Consider the following 14,489-nt stretch of genomic DNA (forward strand, 5'->3'; position numbering starts at 1 on the left):
TCCACGATTGGGCATAGGGTAAGTGGCGATACCGATATGAAGTAGGTAGTTTTTATATCCACAATGGGGTGGTGCTTACATGCAAAAGCCCCCGGTCGCGATAACGACCGGGGGCTAACTTTTGAAGGTAACTATGTCTGGTTACGGAAAGTAGCTGCGTACCAATGCGCTTGCGATCAGGCTCCAGCCATCTGCTACAACAAAAAATGCAAGCTTGAATGGCATAGAGACGACTGCGGGAGGGACCATCATCATCCCCATCGACATCAATACTGCCGCTACCACCAGATCGATCACCAGGAACGGTAAGAAAACCAGAAACCCAACTTGAAAAGCGCGGGAAATTTCCGAGAGCATAAAGCTGGATACCAGCGTCGACAAAGGCGCGTCAGCGGTAGGGTCGATACCCGCAGTAGCAGGTCGCAAGTCCGCGATTGCGTAGAACGTATCGGGATCAAGCCGCGCGGCCATGAAAACACGGAATGGCTGCAACGCGCGTTCGATGGCCGTTTCGATATCTAGGCGCTCCTCGACCAGCGGATTGATCCCTTTGATCCAGGCCTCGGTAAAGACAGGCTCCATAACGAAATAGGTAAGAAAAAGCGCAAGGCTGATCATTAGCATATTCGGTGGTGCCTGTTGCAGGCCAATACCCTGCCGCAGGATTGATAAGACTGTCACCAAGAATGGGAAACAGGTCACCATGATCAACAGCCCTGGTGCAAGACTGAGGACCGTTATCAGAAGGATCAGTTGGATCGAGCGTGCCGAGATCGATTGCCCGTCAGCAAGTGACAGGCTGAGATCCTGCGCACTTGCTGCACCCGGTAATCCAAGGGCAAACGCTGCTATCAGCGCAGTAGCTAAAAGGAGAGTGCGTGTCATCCCAGGCCGCTTTGTAGATCCGCGATTTCTGTCAGCCGCACGGCCAGTTGGCCTGCCTGTTCGCCTTCCATCTCTTCCAATTGGCCTCTCGCGACAAGGCGATCCCCAACGTACAGATCCACCGGATCTTCCACCCGTTTATCGAGAGTTAAAATGGCGTTCTCGCCAAGGTTCACCAGATCGCGGATCAACGGCCGCGCTTTGCCGACAGAGACGACGACCTCGACCGGTACTGACACAAACGGATTGCCTGCGTCGCCTGATTTTTTGTTCATTTCAGCAGACTTATCCATATTTGCTGTCCTCTGTGATGTGGAAGGTGAATGCCTCGATAGACTCCTGAATGGATTCGGTCAGGGCTAAGCTATTCAGTTCACGTTCGATGCCGCCGACCTTAAGATAGGCTTGACCAGCTGACAGAACGACATCCTCACGGACCTGCACTGGCACGGTGAAATTCTTACTCAGCAAGGCTCTTACGGTCGCTCCTTCGCCGGCAGAAACAACAATGTTTATGGCCTGATCTGCCTGGTTCTTGGCCATATCAGTCAGCTGATCGACGATATGGTGGCCAAAACTGGCTGCCATAGCATCGGGCAGGACAGCGCTGGTCAGGACTTTAAACATAGGGTCTAGCGATTCGAGCAGCTGAGACTGTGCTTCGTGGAAGGTGAAGCTGAGGTCTTCGAGCGAGCTTGCTAACTCCGAGGAGACATGCGTGCTCTCCTTGTCCTTAGCAGTCACCGCGTCATCCCAGCCTGCGCTGTAACCCTTCTCGTAGGATTCCAGTCGCTCTTCTTCCAGCACCTCTTCACTCACCTCGGCAACCGGCACGGCCGGTGTGTCCATGGCAAAGTTTTCAAGAAGATGGGCAATGGTCATCAGACTCGCTCCTCATTTTCTTCCAGCCAGCCGCGCAGGATCTGAACAGTTTCTTCTTGGCGTTCACCAATCATCGAGCGCAGGCGGTCAACGGGGTTTTCGCCACCACCGCCGAGGGCAGGTAGTCCGCCCATATCGCCCATGCCACCCATGTCACCCATTCCCATACCGGTACCCATACCCATGCCACCCATGGGTTCGAATTGACCGGTTTCGTTGTTTTCAATCTCACCGTCCAAGGCCAGATCGGCACCAAGATTTGGATTTGCCATGAAACCACTTCCGCCAATTGCCGGCAGATCATCCGCCGCACCTCCTTCAGGCGCACCAAGCGCTGGAATGCTGGATTGATTCGACAAGATCGGGCGAATGACAAAGAGACCGAGGATGAGCGTAACGAGCGCCAGGGCCGCCATCTGGATCAGAGACATCGCGTCCAGATAGATATTGTCAAAGATAGAGGCACTAACAACTGTACCCTGTGGCTCTACAGTAGGCATTTCCATGGATTTCAAGGTAATGACGTCGCCACGCTCCTCACTAAATCCGACCGCTGCCGAGATCAGCTCACGGAGCGCGCCGAGCTCTTCTTCCGAGCGCGGTTCCATAACGGATTCGCCGGTTGCTGTCGTTGTTTGTACGCCGTTCAGTAGAACAGCGACGGTGAGTCGTTTGATAGCGCCAGGTCCACGCAGGATCTCTTTCTCGGTTTCGGAAATTTCATAGTTAACCCGCTCCCGAGTCGCGCTTGTGCTGGCTTTCGATCCGTCACCAGAGGCTGCATCCCCATCCGGTATATTGGAGGCGACTGTCACCTCACCTGATTGGTTCTGCGACGAATCTGCACGTTCTTCGACATCGGTGCTGATGGCTACGCGGCTTTCGGGGTCAATTCGCTTTTCACGAATGGACTCCGTATCAGTCACCGTCTCAACGCTGACCTCGACAACCGCGTTGCCGTGGCCAACACGGGCTTCAACCAGGCGCATCACCCGTTCGCGAATCGTTTGCGAGCGATCGTCTGTACCCGCGCCTACTGCGGCCGCTGCTTCAGGTGAGCCGATCAAAGCGCCATTGGCATCGATGACGGCTACATTTTCTACAGCGAGACCGGTCACGGCAGATGAGATCAAAAAGCGAATCGCATTGGCTTGCGCGGGTGTAATGGGTGATCCCATTGGTACAACCGACACAGAGGCAGTCGGTTCAGCCGTGCGTTGGAACGGATTTGATCCAGTATTTGCGATATGGACTCGTGCTTGGGTCACGTAGGGGCTGGCGACAATAGTGCGGGCCAATTCCCCTTCTTTTGCGCGCCAGTAGGCGGCGTCAAACATTTGCGATGTGGTACCAAATCCGCTTAGCGAATCGAGCAGTTCGTAACCACGTCCACCATTGGCTGGCAGGCCTTCACTCGCCAATGTCATGCGGAGTTCATCACGAGCCGAGGCCGGAACATAAATTGATCCGCCACGGACCTCATATTCTGTGCCGCGCTGTTCCAGCGCGCGCACTACATCCCCAGCCGAGCCGCTTTCCAGCCCGGCGTATAATAGTTGCATCGTGGGAGTATTCGCCACACGGGACATCGCCATGACGCTGAGAATCACGATTACCGTGGCCCCCACGGCTATCAGGCGTTTTCGCGTGTCCAAACCTGCCCAGACATTCTTGATCTGCTGCACATTAACCTCCGTAGCATCGGCGTTCTGTCCGATGTGCAACCCTTTTGCCGGATTGCCCTTAACATTCGGTTAGTGTCCGCCAGTTAAGAAGATGAGGCACGACGTATTAGGGATAGTCATGACAGACGCTGTAGTAGACACAGAACAAGACGCCCCAGCCAAAAAGAGCAAACTGCCCCTTATTATCGGGGTTGTTCTTGCTGTTGTTGGTGCTGGTGGGGGATTCTTCGCTGTCCAGTCAGGCCTTCTTCCCTTTGGTCAGAGCGCAGCCCCAGGAGGGGTGGATGCGACCGAAGTGGCGCCAGAAGGCGTGGACAATGGTGAGTCGGCGGAAGATATCGCCAATCTCGCTTTTATCGAAATGGAACCGATTGTGATCACCTTGCGCAAGGCAAGTGGACTAAAGCACCTTCGTTTCCGCTCTCAGCTGGAGGTTGATCTTGCCCATCGGGCTGAGGTCGAAAAAATTCTCCCGCGGGTTGTCGACGTTCTCAACAGTTATCTCAGGGCATTGGAGCTAGAGGATCTAACCGATCCGATGGCATTGCCAAAACTGCGCGCACAGATGCTGCGGCGGATCAATATAGCAACCGGACAAGGTCGGGTGCGCGATTTGCTGATTATGGACTTCGTATTGAACTAGGAGAACGGGATGGAACTGATTGCTGATATCCTGCTTGCAGCCGGTGCCATGGGAGCAGGGTTTTATTGCCTGGTACTCTCGCGTCGACTGAAGCGTTTTAATGATCTGGAAAAAGGTGTCGGAGGTGCCGTTGCGGTGCTTTCTGCGCAGGTTGATGATCTGAATAAATCACTGCTGGCTGCGCGTCACGTGTCGGATGGATCTAACAAGGCGTTGACCCAATTGACTGGGCGTGCCGAAACTGTTGCGCAGCGACTGGAGCTGATGATGGCGTCCATGCATGATATGCCGGAGGTTGAGCCAAAAGCCGAGACGCCAGCACCTGCTGCGGCAGAAGAAAGTGACGCGCTTGCCGCTGCTTATAAGGCGGAATCAGAACCAGAAGCTGCTACTGAGCCTGAACCGGCCAAACCCGCAGGTTTGATGTTTGTTCGACATAACCGTTCACAAGGTCGGGTTGCGTAATGTCCAAGGCAATTAATACAACGGCATCAAAGGCTAAACCTTCGAAGGCGACGCGCTCCAAGCGAACCCGCAGCAGTGCCTTAATGATGCTTGCCCTATTGCTGATGGGGTCGGCCATTGTTCGCCTTGGCTTGGAGGCTGGCCCCGCGATTGCGCGAGAGGTTGCCAATTTGCAAGACGAATCGACGTTGAAGGATGAAGCCAAGGGCACCCTGAACGGGCGGTCGATGCCATCGTCAGCAGAGCTTCAAAATATGCTTGCGGCCTTCCAGGAACGTGAAGCGGCACTTTCAGAGCGTGAGGCTGAAATTGAAGATCGCATGAAGGCGCTTGAAATCGCTGATGATGCTATTGAGCAAAAACTTGTCGCGCTGGAAGATGCCGAGGAGAAGCTTAAGTCTACCCTTGCTCTTGCAGATGGTGCGACAGAAGCGGATTTGACGCGCCTTACGTCAGTCTATGAACAGATGAAGCCAAAAGAATCATCGGCCTTATTCGAAGAAATGGATCCCGCATTTGCAGCTGGGTTTTTGGCGCGCATGCGCCCCGAGGCAGCAGCGGGCATAATGGCAGGTCTGAGCCCGCAAGCGGCCTATACCATCAGTGTGGTTCTGGCAGGTCGCAACGGGGCTGTTCCAAAGGAGTAAGCATCAGCTGCTCCTCAGGCTTTTTTAACATGAATCGCCTAAACTTGTAGAAATTAACGAAATTCGGAGTGGACCTAATGCTCGGTATTGTAGGCATCGTGGTTATCTTTGTCATGGTGTTTGGGGGATATCTCCTCGCTGGTGGCAAGATGGCAATCATCATCAAGGCCATGCCATTCGAACTGATGATGATCGGTGGGGCCGGCGCTGGCGCCTTTCTGATTAGCAATGATATGGGTGGCGTCAAACATACGCTGAAAGACCTCGGTAAAGTGTTCAAAGGCCCCAAGTGGAAGCCAGAGGATTATCGGGATCTACTGTGTCTGCTATTTTCCTTAATTCGGATCGCAAGGGCAAACCCTGTAGAGGTTGAACAGCATATCGAGGATCCGGAAAACTCATCCGTTTTCAATCGGTATCCAAAAATCCTCGCCGATAAAGAGGCCGTAAATCTGATCAGTGACACCATGCGCTCAGCGTCGATGAACTATGATGATCCACATCAGGTCGAGGAAGTTCTGGAAAAGCGAATCGAAGCGAATTTGCACCATGCGCTGCACTCCAGTCATGCGCTGCAAACGCTTGCGGATGGTCTTCCTGCGCTTGGCATTGTTGCGGCGGTTCTCGGCATTATTAAAACGATGGGATCTATCGACCAACCTCCAGAGGTTCTGGGTAAACTGATTGGTGGCGCTCTCGTTGGAACATTCCTTGGTGTTTTCCTAGCCTACGGCCTGGTTGGCCCCTTCGCGGGCAAGGTTAAGTCAGTGGTCGAGGAGGACGGACATTTTTACTCCCTCATTCGCGAAGTGCTGGTGGCAAATCTGCATAACCATGCGGCGGCCATCTGTATCGAAGTGGGTCGACAGAATACGCCATCGCACATTCGCCCTGGGTTTTCTGAGCTCGAAGATGCGTTGAAATCGGTGAAACAGGACGCAGCATGATGTGGCGCGCACTGACCATTTTGGTGATAGCTATGGCTGCTGCATCTGCGGATGCTCAGACCGTAGTAGCTCGTTCGGGGGAGCATGACGGGTTTTCCCGGCTTGTCATGCGACTGCCAAATGGTGCGCCCTGGTCACTGCGTCAGTCTGGTCAATCAGTTCAGGTCGTCATTGATACGCCAACGGTTGTGTTTGATACGTCGCGGATTTTCGATCTTATCCCGCGCACGCGCCTGCAGGCAGTGTCGCAAGATGGGCCGGGACAACCGCTTCAATTGAACTTGGGTTGCGCCTGCGAGGTAACGTCTTTTGTACAAAAAGACGGCTACCTGGTGGTCGATATCGCTGACGGTTCCGCGAACACTGGGGTGCGGACAACGGCGCGACCAACTTTGCCGCTTTTACCCGGAAACACCAATAGCACCGGGTATCGTTTTAACCTTGCAGCACGCGCTGCTGCAGATGCGCGCGCCGCGCTCGGTTTGGCGGGCCTTACATCAGATGATGACACCTCAGCCGATCAAGCTCAACGTATCCCCGTTACCGTAGCGGGATCGCCGTCAGTTGTAACACTACCCCTAGATCTCACACGCCCTGCAACCAAGATGACAGATACCGGATCATCCGAAACGTCTTTGGCAGAGGTTCAACCAGAAACCAAACCGGCACCAGTGCCGATACAGGTTGATACGGATATGTTGCTTGATCTCTCAGAATCAGAGAGAGCGGCTACGGTCAACGAATCTGAACTACGACTGCTGCAACAGATAAGTCGTGCAACCAATCAAGGTCTGCTCGACTTGGTTGGCATAGACGTGCACAACGGCCAGGACGGTCATATTCTGGACCCTCTAAGCGGTCGTGATCGCCCTCTCAATCCTCTTGATCAGGTATCTGTCACCTCTTCGGTTGATCGGGAAAGCGGCCTCATCGCCCGAAGATCGGATTCTGACGGCCAGTCGAAACATTGTTTGCCCAGCAACCAATTGGCCGTACACAAGTGGGGTACTGATGAACCCTTCTCTGATCAGATATCTCCACTTCGTGCCGATTTGGTACGGGAGTTCGATGATATTGACCCTGCCGCTGTCTTGCGGTTGGCAAAGGCGTATCTCTTCTTCGGTTTTGGTGCAGAAGCTCAGGCAATTTTGCGCATGATGCCCTCGGGCGCAGCTGAGCATGACAATGCAATCGCATTGACGGCGATGGGCGCGGTACTGGATGGCCAAAAGCTTGAGATCAACCATATCTTCTCGGGACAACATGTGTGCGACAGCGAAGTTGCTCTTTGGGCTGCGCTTGCGGATGGGGTGATTAAGAAAAACGCAAAGACAGATGCGATCCAGCAGGCATTTGCGAAATTGCCTGCACATCTACGTATTCAGGTTGGGCCGCGTATCAGCACGCTTTTTGCTAAGGCAGGCGACCCGCATCTGGCTGGTGCTGCCTTGCGTTCCGTGGATCGGACCGGCGTCGAAAAGATACCAGAAATCAACCTCGCAGAGGCTGAGATTGCAAAACTGGAAGGCGATGTTGAAACCGTCGCTCAAGAGCTAACAGAAGAAGTTGCGGAACGGACTGAAAACGCTCCGCGTGCGTTGATCGAGCTGATCGATCTTAGCTTTACTGAGCGGTCAGCTCTGTCACCAGACGTCCCCGACCTGGCAGCCTCATATGAGGTCGAGAATCGTGACAGCCAGCTGGGGGTTGATCTACGGCGGGCTGTGGTCGCTGCATTGGCATTGACTGGGCAATTCCACGATAGTTTTACGGAATTGGATTTACTAAGCCGCCGTGATGGTCTCGCTGCGCGTACCGGAGCTATTGAGCCTTTGCTGACGCTGCTTACAGAGCGCGCAGATGATGTGACCTTCCTGCAATATGCGTTGGTCATTGCTGCAAATGGAACGCCAGCAGAGGTTGCACCGGTCGCTGATATTATCGCACAACGCCTTCTTGATTTGGGTTTTGCTCAGCAGGCGCAATCCGTTCTCAAGAAACTGGCGATGGAACCAGGCAATACCAAACGTCGGTTGATCTTGGCCAAGGCCGCCTTGATAATGGATAAGCCGCATTCCGCATTGGTTGAATTGATGGGCCTATCTGGTTCTGACGCCAATAAACTGCGCGCCGAGGCTCTTTGGCGGAATGGTGAGTATGCTCGGGCTGGCGAGTATCTGTTGGAAGAGGACGAGAGTGATGCAGCAGCGCGTGGCTTTTGGCATTCAGAGGACCGGGATAACTTGGCCACGATCGATAGTGAGGTCGCAGAACAATTCGGTGGCGTCGCGAGGGTGACGACGCAGATCGAAGAAACTGCGAAAGAACCCACTGGCCTCACGCCACTGGCCCATGCAAGGGCGCTGGTTGAAAGCAGTGAAGGCACGCGCGGTGGAATAGCTGACCTTCTCCAAAAGGTGACGCGTGATTCTGATGTGTCGGACGACGGATCATAAATAGTCATAGTTACCCACAATCCTGACCGCATAAACGATCTTAGGACCGCCTGTTTCAGGCGGTCTTAGTGCATATGGCGATAACTGTTTGTCAACGCTCTGACCTTAGGCTCGGTCTTAGGGTGAATCCTCATTTGGACAGGCAGAATGCCGAGATCGAACTTTTACTTTAGAGAGCAGCGGCAGTGTGTCCGCTGTGCAGCCAGTTGGCTGACGTATTCAGCGCTTTTCTGTGCTGTCTTCGGGTTTGCGATACTGCTTGCACCGCATCGTACAGATGCGGCTTCACAGCAGGTTTCCGCTTTATGTGACTTAGCTGCGCGACGCGCGGCTCGTGACCAGGGCGTTCCGTTGGACGTCCTTCGTGCCATTACCAGAACCGAAACCGGACGTGGTAGCAAAAAAGGGCTCCAGCCATGGCCGTGGACGGTCAATATGGAAGGGGCCGGCAAATGGTTTCAGACCGAGGATGAAGCCAGAGCCTATGTTTTCTCTCACTTCAAACGCGGCGCTCGCAGTTTTGACGTTGGTTGCTTTCAGATCAATTTCAAATGGCATGGCCAGGCATTTGACTCCATCGACCAGATGTTCGACCCGCTTGCCAACGCACAATATGCTGCGCGCTTCTTGCGGGATCTGCATGGTGAATTTGGTGATTGGTCGCAGGCAGCGGGGGCCTATCATTCACGCACCCCAACTTACGCAAATCGCTACACCGCACGTTTCGATCGGGTTCGCGCTGATCTGAAGCCGGTAGAGACGGTCGCCGCGCTTCCGGTTGAGCGCCAACGCGCCACGTTCACAGCGCCCCAGCCGCTAGCGATGCTTCACAATCCCTCACCCTTGATCGTGCAGGGAGAATCGTCCGCGGGCGCAGCCCGATTGGGATCCCTCGTACCTTTGAACGGCGGGGGTGCTTCGGCGCAAGCGCTTATCATATTGAAATAAGGTCTTAATTTTCGTGCCAAACATAGACATTCAAAAACTGTTCAGCCCAACCGTGTTGCTGGCACTCGCGCTGATGGCGATTATCGTAATGATGATCTTGCCAATGCCGGCCTGGGTTCTGGATATCGGTCTGGCGGCTTCATTTGGGCTGGCGATCCTGATCTTTACGATCACCCTGTTCATTGAACGCCCACTGGATTTCTCATCCTTTCCGACGATTCTACTGGCTTCGCTGATGTTGAGGCTGTCACTGAATGTGTCCTCCACAAAACTAATCATTGGCCAGGGGCACACGGGCACCGATGCTGCGGGAGGCGTGATTGAAGGGTTCGCCCAGTTCGTTATGGGGGGCAGCGTTTTCCTAGGTCTCGTTGTCTTTGGCGTGTTGTTGATCGTGAACTTCATGGTCATCACCAAAGGTGCGGCGCGAATGGCTGAGGTTGGGGCTCGCTTCGCTCTGGACGGGATGCCAGGTAAGCAGTTGGCCATTGATAGTGACATGTCTGCTGGTGCTATTGACCATGCGACTGCACGCTCTCGGCGCGAAGCAGAACAGCGCGAGACAACGTTCTTTGGCTCGCTGGATGGTGCGTCCAAATTTGTCAAAGGGGACGCCGTTGCTGGCCTACTGATCACGCTGCTAAACTTGATCATGGGTCTGATCATGGGTGTGATCGTTCATGGCATGCCTGTCGTATCCGCCTTTGAAACCTACGCTATTCTGACGGTTGGCGATGGTCTGGTTTCACAGATCCCTTCGGTCATCATTTCGATTGCGGCTGCTTTGCTGTTGGCGCGTGGTGGCGCGACCGGATCGACCGATATTGCCCTGGCTGATCAGCTCGGCAAACACCCGGCGGCTTTGGCAACGGTTGCCGTTCTGATGAGCCTATTCGCCCTGGTCCCGGGCTTGCCATTTATTCCCTTCATGGTTGGTGGAGCGGTGCTAGGTTACACAGCCTACAAAATGTCCAAGAACCTCAAAGACCGCGAAGAAGCGGAAATGGAGGAACAGATCGAAGAAGTCATGGAGCCGAAGGAGAACCGGGCTCTTGGTGACATCCTCGATTTGGATGATCTGCATCTGGAATTTGCTCCGGATCTCGTGAGCATGGTTTTGGATGCCGGAACTGGGCTGGATGCCCGTATTGCCAATATGCGTACGCATGTTGCGACGACATTTGGGCTGATCCTGCCAGAAATTCGTTTGACCGATGAACCGGAGCTGCTGACTGGAACCTATCTTATCAAGATTCAAGGCGTCGAACAGGTGCGCGGGATTCTACATCCGGAAATGGTTCTGGCGTTGATGCCAGATAATCATGATGCTCTGCCACCCGGAACAGACGTTACAGAACCGGTATACGGTGCTCCTGCGCGCTGGATTTCCGCAAAGAGCCAAGAGCAAGCAGCGCTCTCTGGCGCGACGATTGTGACTGCGCCGGAAATTCTCGCAACCCATCTGTTGGAAGTAATCAAGCAGAACTTCCCACGCCTGCTGACACTGAAATCGCTACGTCGGCTACTGAATGAGATGACAGATCTGACAGATGACTTCCGCGCCGAGGCCAATCGCAAGCTTTTGGATGAATTGGTACCGGATAAGGTTCCGATTGATACATTGCACAGCGTTCTACGTCTGCTTTTGGAAGAACGAGTGTCTATTCGCAATATGCCGCTGATTCTGGAGAGTATTGCCGAGGCACGCTCGCACACGACCCAGCCAGAAATCATTTGCGAACATGTGCGACAGCGGCTGGGCTTCCAACTGGTTGGGGAAATGAAACGCGAGGATGGAACAATTCCGCTGATTCAGCTGGCACCTGAGTGGGAGGAGACATTCTCCACCTACCAGATTGATGCCCAGGGAGGGGCAGTGGATATCGCTCTGCCACCGGATCAGTTCAACCGATTGGCCGAAGGGTTGAGTGATCGCTTGAACACAACAACCGAACAAGGTGTCTTTGCAGCTGTCGTGACCTCTACCCGCCGCCGCCGGTATCTAAGGACGATTTTGAAATCCCGTGGTATCCTCAATCCGGTTTTGTCATTCGAAGAAATCGGGCTTGAGGCGAGACCGGCCTTGGTAGGTATGGTCCCCGCATGAGCCTGGACTTTCTGCCACCAGAGCTGGTTGCCCTTTTGGGTGCCGGCTTTTGGCATGGAGCTATCGTCTTTCTACGCGTTGCTGCGATGGTCTCTGTGTTGCCGGCTTTTGGAGAAAAATACGTGCCGGCACGTATAAAACTGGCAATTTCTCTGGCCTTCACATTTATTGTTGCGCCTTCTTTGCCGCTGCTGCCGGAACCGGCCAGTCCCTTGCAATACGCGACTCTCGCCTTCAGCGAAGCAGTTGTCGGGTTGGCGCTGGGCGTCTCAATTCGCATGTTTGTTCACGCGATCCAGCTTGCCGGCACGCTTGCTGCGCAGTCGACGTCGCTGGCGCAGGTTCTTGGTGGGATTGGCGCAGAACCGATGCCAGCCATTGGCGCTGTGTTGTTGATATCCGGATTGGCTCTTGCAGTCATGTTGGGCCTTCATATCCGCGTCGCCGAATTCATGATCTACAGCTACACGATGTTTCCAGTTGGAGAATTTCCAGCCGCTTCGGGGATATCGGATTGGGGCGTGCACCGGGTATCGCGCACCTTTGCGATGGGGTTTTCTCTGGCTGCGCCGTTTTTGATTGGTTCACTGGTGTATAATCTGACACTGGGTGTCATCAATCGAGCAATGCCTGCTTTGATGGTGGCATTTGTTGGTGCGCCGGTGGTTACCTTCGGGGGACTCTCTATTCTGATGGTGGCCAGTCCAATGATATTGGATATCTGGAGTACGGCCTTAATGTCGTTCTTTGCTAATCCGGGTCGGGGGATGCCATGAGCGACGATGATTCAGACAAGTCATATGAACCATCACCTCAGAAGCTTGAGAAAGCTCGAAAAAAGGGTGACGTTCCCAAGTCGACTGATCTATCTGTCGCGGCAGCGTATCTAGGCTTGATCGTCGCGATACATGTAGCTGGTGCAGATGTTGTCGAAGAAATAGGTACGATCTTAATGTCGTTCCTTGATCAGCCGGACCGGCTGGCCAAATTGTTTTTTGGTGGAGCTGGCACGGTACCAGTCGGTGGGATCATGATGGCCGTGGGGACCGCCAGCCTGCCGATCTTTATCGTTCCGATGGTTGCTGTGCTGCTATCGATCCTCGCACAGCGGGCTCTGGTTTTTGCACCAAGTAAACTGGAACCGAAGCTGTCCAAGATTTCGATTATTTCCAATGCCAAGAACAAGTTCGGGCGCGCAGGCCTGTTTGAGTTCTTCAAGAGCAGCGTGAAGTTGGTGCTCTATTCGATTTGCATGGGAGTTTATCTCAACTACCGGCTTCCGGACATGATCGCGTCCTCGGCTACCGGTGCGTTTGTTATCGTATTGATGATGGCCCAGCTGGCGCTCGAGTTTCTGATTCTCGCGTTGATAATTGCACTTGGCATCGGCGTCATAGATGCGTCGTTTCAGCAGGCGGAGCACAACCGTAAAAATATGATGTCTCGTCAAGAGCTTGTGGACGAAGGTAAGGATTCCGACGGCGACCCTCATATGAAGGCTGCGCGTCGACAGAAAGCCCAACAACTTGCAATGAGCCAAGGCGTGGCCGACGTGGCAGAGGCTGACGTTGTTATCGTTAACCCGACCCATTACGCAGTCGCCCTGAAGTGGGATCGAGAGCCGGGGCAGGCGCCAATATGTGTGTCCAAAGGTGTGGATGAGGTTGCCGCAGTCATTCGTGAAGTTGCGAACGAAAATGGAGTGCCTATTCACAGCGATCCGCCCACCGCACGCGCCTTACATGCTGCGGTTGAGATTGGCAGTGAAATTCAGGAAGAGCATTACGCACCGGTAGCCGCCGCGATCCGTTTCGCGGAAGAAATGCGTAAACGGGCCAAGGGGATGGTTTGATGAAACAGAAAATGTTGGATCAGATGGCTGACGTAACCCAGGCTATGTATTTGCAGGAACATGCCAAAGTGAAGCCTGTTCTCGATGCCGAGGCACAGTTACGTGGTCAACTGGCAAAACTGGATCGGCAGATCAAAGAAACCCGTGAGATGGCAAACTCTGACCATGCAATGAAAGCACTTGGCGCGGATCTGCTATGGCAAAGCTGGCATAGCAAAACACGCCGACAACTGAACATGGAACTGGCTCAGATCACGGCGCAAAAACTTCGCGCGATGGACAAATTGCGTAAGGCATTTGGACGTAAGCATGCCGTAGAGACAATGGCGACCCAGGAGCGCCAGCGGCACAAAAAAGACATGGCTCAGAAACTGCACAATCGTCTGATGAATATGGACTGAATTAGATTGCAGAGTGACGATGTAAAAAGGCCGGTTCAAGCGAGCCGGCCTTTTTTATGAATTGGGGTTGGTGGAGACTAGACGTCTTGTCGTGACATCTCGACAATCAAGACATCATAGATGTCTTTGCCCAGTTGCTGTTGGGCCGCCTCTCGCAATGCGGTCCGCAACGGTGTCAGCATATCTGATCGAGTGAAAGCGCCGCGAAACCCACCCATGTTCGCGTGATCGAAGAGAACTTGAAGGAATACATCCCGCAGCTTTGGCTCATAGGCATGAATTTTTTCGTTCATACCAGGCTTGGTTTCCAGGCTGAGAGAAATCACCACCAGCGACGACAGCTGCTCCCGTTCGACGACGGGGACAACGAACTGGTTCGCCATCTTGATATATTCGTGCTGCTCTTCCCCTTCTCCGGGGAGTTCGGGTGTTACTTCTTCGGCATGTTCTTCGCCACCCTCTGCGTGCTCTTCCGGTGCGGGCGCCGGGGCCAGCATGATTCCAGCACCGATTCCGCCAGCGGTCCCGACCAAGAGCAAAATGACTGGTAATAGTTTTGACAACATGGTGC

At 53.9% G+C, this 14,489-nt stretch carries 15 protein-coding genes; 10 read left to right on the forward strand and 5 right to left on the reverse strand.

Annotation, left to right across the window (positions count from 1 at the left end; all coding sequences use genetic code 11):
- Positions 1–141 precede the first annotated feature (141 nt).
- Genes fliP through fliF form a run of 4 tightly spaced genes read right to left on the reverse strand, consistent with a single transcriptional unit; the run spans position 142 to position 3,452 of the window.
- Positions 142–885, reverse strand: coding sequence for a flagellar type III secretion system pore protein FliP (fliP, locus tag ACEWZM_RS10085; RefSeq protein ID WP_414006302.1), 744 nt, complete (start codon positions 883–885; stop codon positions 142–144).
- A complete protein-coding gene (locus ACEWZM_RS10090; protein WP_414006303.1) occupies positions 882–1,178 on the reverse strand; it encodes a FliM/FliN family flagellar motor switch protein in 297 nt (98 codons plus the stop codon). The genes fliP and ACEWZM_RS10090 overlap by 4 nt, the downstream gene beginning before the upstream one ends.
- Positions 1,171–1,767 carry an ABC transporter ATP-binding protein gene (locus ACEWZM_RS10095; protein ID WP_414006304.1) on the reverse strand — a complete coding sequence of 199 codons (597 nt, stop codon included), beginning with the start codon at positions 1,765–1,767 and terminating at the stop codon, positions 1,171–1,173. The genes ACEWZM_RS10090 and ACEWZM_RS10095 overlap by 8 nt, the downstream gene beginning before the upstream one ends.
- Positions 1,767–3,452, reverse strand: coding sequence for a flagellar basal-body MS-ring/collar protein FliF (gene fliF / locus ACEWZM_RS10100; RefSeq protein ID WP_414006305.1), 1,686 nt, complete (start codon positions 3,450–3,452; stop codon positions 1,767–1,769). Before fliF ends, ACEWZM_RS10095 begins: the two co-directional genes overlap by 1 nt.
- A gap of 118 nt (positions 3,453–3,570) precedes the next feature.
- On the opposite strand from fliF, the gene ACEWZM_RS10105 reads away from it, so the two are divergent.
- From ACEWZM_RS10105 to ACEWZM_RS10150, 10 genes are all read left to right on the forward strand, one after another.
- Positions 3,571–4,095 carry a flagellar basal body-associated FliL family protein gene (locus tag ACEWZM_RS10105; protein WP_414006306.1) on the forward strand — a complete coding sequence of 175 codons (525 nt, stop codon included), beginning with the start codon at positions 3,571–3,573 and terminating at the stop codon, positions 4,093–4,095.
- 9 nt (positions 4,096–4,104) lie between these two features.
- Entirely contained in the window at positions 4,105–4,560 is a 456-nt protein-coding gene (locus ACEWZM_RS10110; protein WP_414006307.1) for a hypothetical protein, read from the forward strand.
- Complete coding sequence (locus ACEWZM_RS10115; RefSeq protein WP_414006308.1) at positions 4,560–5,207, forward strand: MotE family protein; 648 nt, start codon at positions 4,560–4,562, stop codon at positions 5,205–5,207. The genes ACEWZM_RS10110 and ACEWZM_RS10115 overlap by 1 nt, the downstream gene beginning before the upstream one ends.
- A gap of 77 nt (positions 5,208–5,284) precedes the next feature.
- Positions 5,285–6,154, forward strand: coding sequence for a flagellar motor stator protein MotA (gene motA, locus ACEWZM_RS10120; RefSeq protein ID WP_414006309.1), 870 nt, complete (start codon positions 5,285–5,287; stop codon positions 6,152–6,154).
- Positions 6,154–8,610: a hypothetical protein gene (locus tag ACEWZM_RS10125; protein ID WP_414008003.1), complete on the forward strand. Its 2,457-nt coding sequence runs from the start codon at positions 6,154–6,156 to the stop codon at positions 8,608–8,610. The genes motA and ACEWZM_RS10125 overlap by 1 nt, the downstream gene beginning before the upstream one ends.
- A gap of 147 nt (positions 8,611–8,757) precedes the next feature.
- Positions 8,758–9,558, forward strand: a complete 801-nt coding sequence (locus ACEWZM_RS10130) for a transglycosylase SLT domain-containing protein (protein ID WP_414006310.1) — start codon at positions 8,758–8,760, stop codon at positions 9,556–9,558.
- A gap of 73 nt (positions 9,559–9,631) precedes the next feature.
- Positions 9,632–11,665 carry a flagellar biosynthesis protein FlhA gene (flhA, locus tag ACEWZM_RS10135; protein WP_414008004.1) on the forward strand — a complete coding sequence of 678 codons (2,034 nt, stop codon included), beginning with the start codon at positions 9,632–9,634 and terminating at the stop codon, positions 11,663–11,665.
- On the forward strand, positions 11,662–12,441 hold the full coding sequence (locus tag ACEWZM_RS10140; protein WP_414006311.1) for a flagellar biosynthetic protein FliR: 780 nt from the start codon (positions 11,662–11,664) through the stop codon (positions 12,439–12,441). Before flhA ends, ACEWZM_RS10140 begins: the two co-directional genes overlap by 4 nt.
- Positions 12,438–13,517, forward strand: coding sequence for a flagellar type III secretion system protein FlhB (flhB, locus tag ACEWZM_RS10145; RefSeq protein WP_414006312.1), 1,080 nt, complete (start codon positions 12,438–12,440; stop codon positions 13,515–13,517). Before ACEWZM_RS10140 ends, flhB begins: the two co-directional genes overlap by 4 nt.
- Positions 13,517–13,918 (forward strand): hypothetical protein, encoded by a 402-nt coding sequence (locus tag ACEWZM_RS10150; protein WP_414006313.1) that lies wholly within the window; start codon positions 13,517–13,519, stop codon positions 13,916–13,918. Before flhB ends, ACEWZM_RS10150 begins: the two co-directional genes overlap by 1 nt.
- Before the next feature lie 77 nt (positions 13,919–13,995).
- On the opposite strand, the gene ACEWZM_RS10155 is transcribed toward ACEWZM_RS10150, so the two are convergent.
- Positions 13,996–14,484, reverse strand: coding sequence for a flagellar basal body-associated FliL family protein (locus ACEWZM_RS10155; RefSeq protein ID WP_414006314.1), 489 nt, complete (start codon positions 14,482–14,484; stop codon positions 13,996–13,998).
- Between the last annotated feature and the right edge of the window lie 5 nt (positions 14,485–14,489).

This window comes from Phaeobacter cretensis (assembly GCF_047372505.1).
Taxonomy (GTDB): Bacteria; Pseudomonadota; Alphaproteobacteria; order Rhodobacterales; family Rhodobacteraceae; genus Phaeobacter; species Phaeobacter cretensis.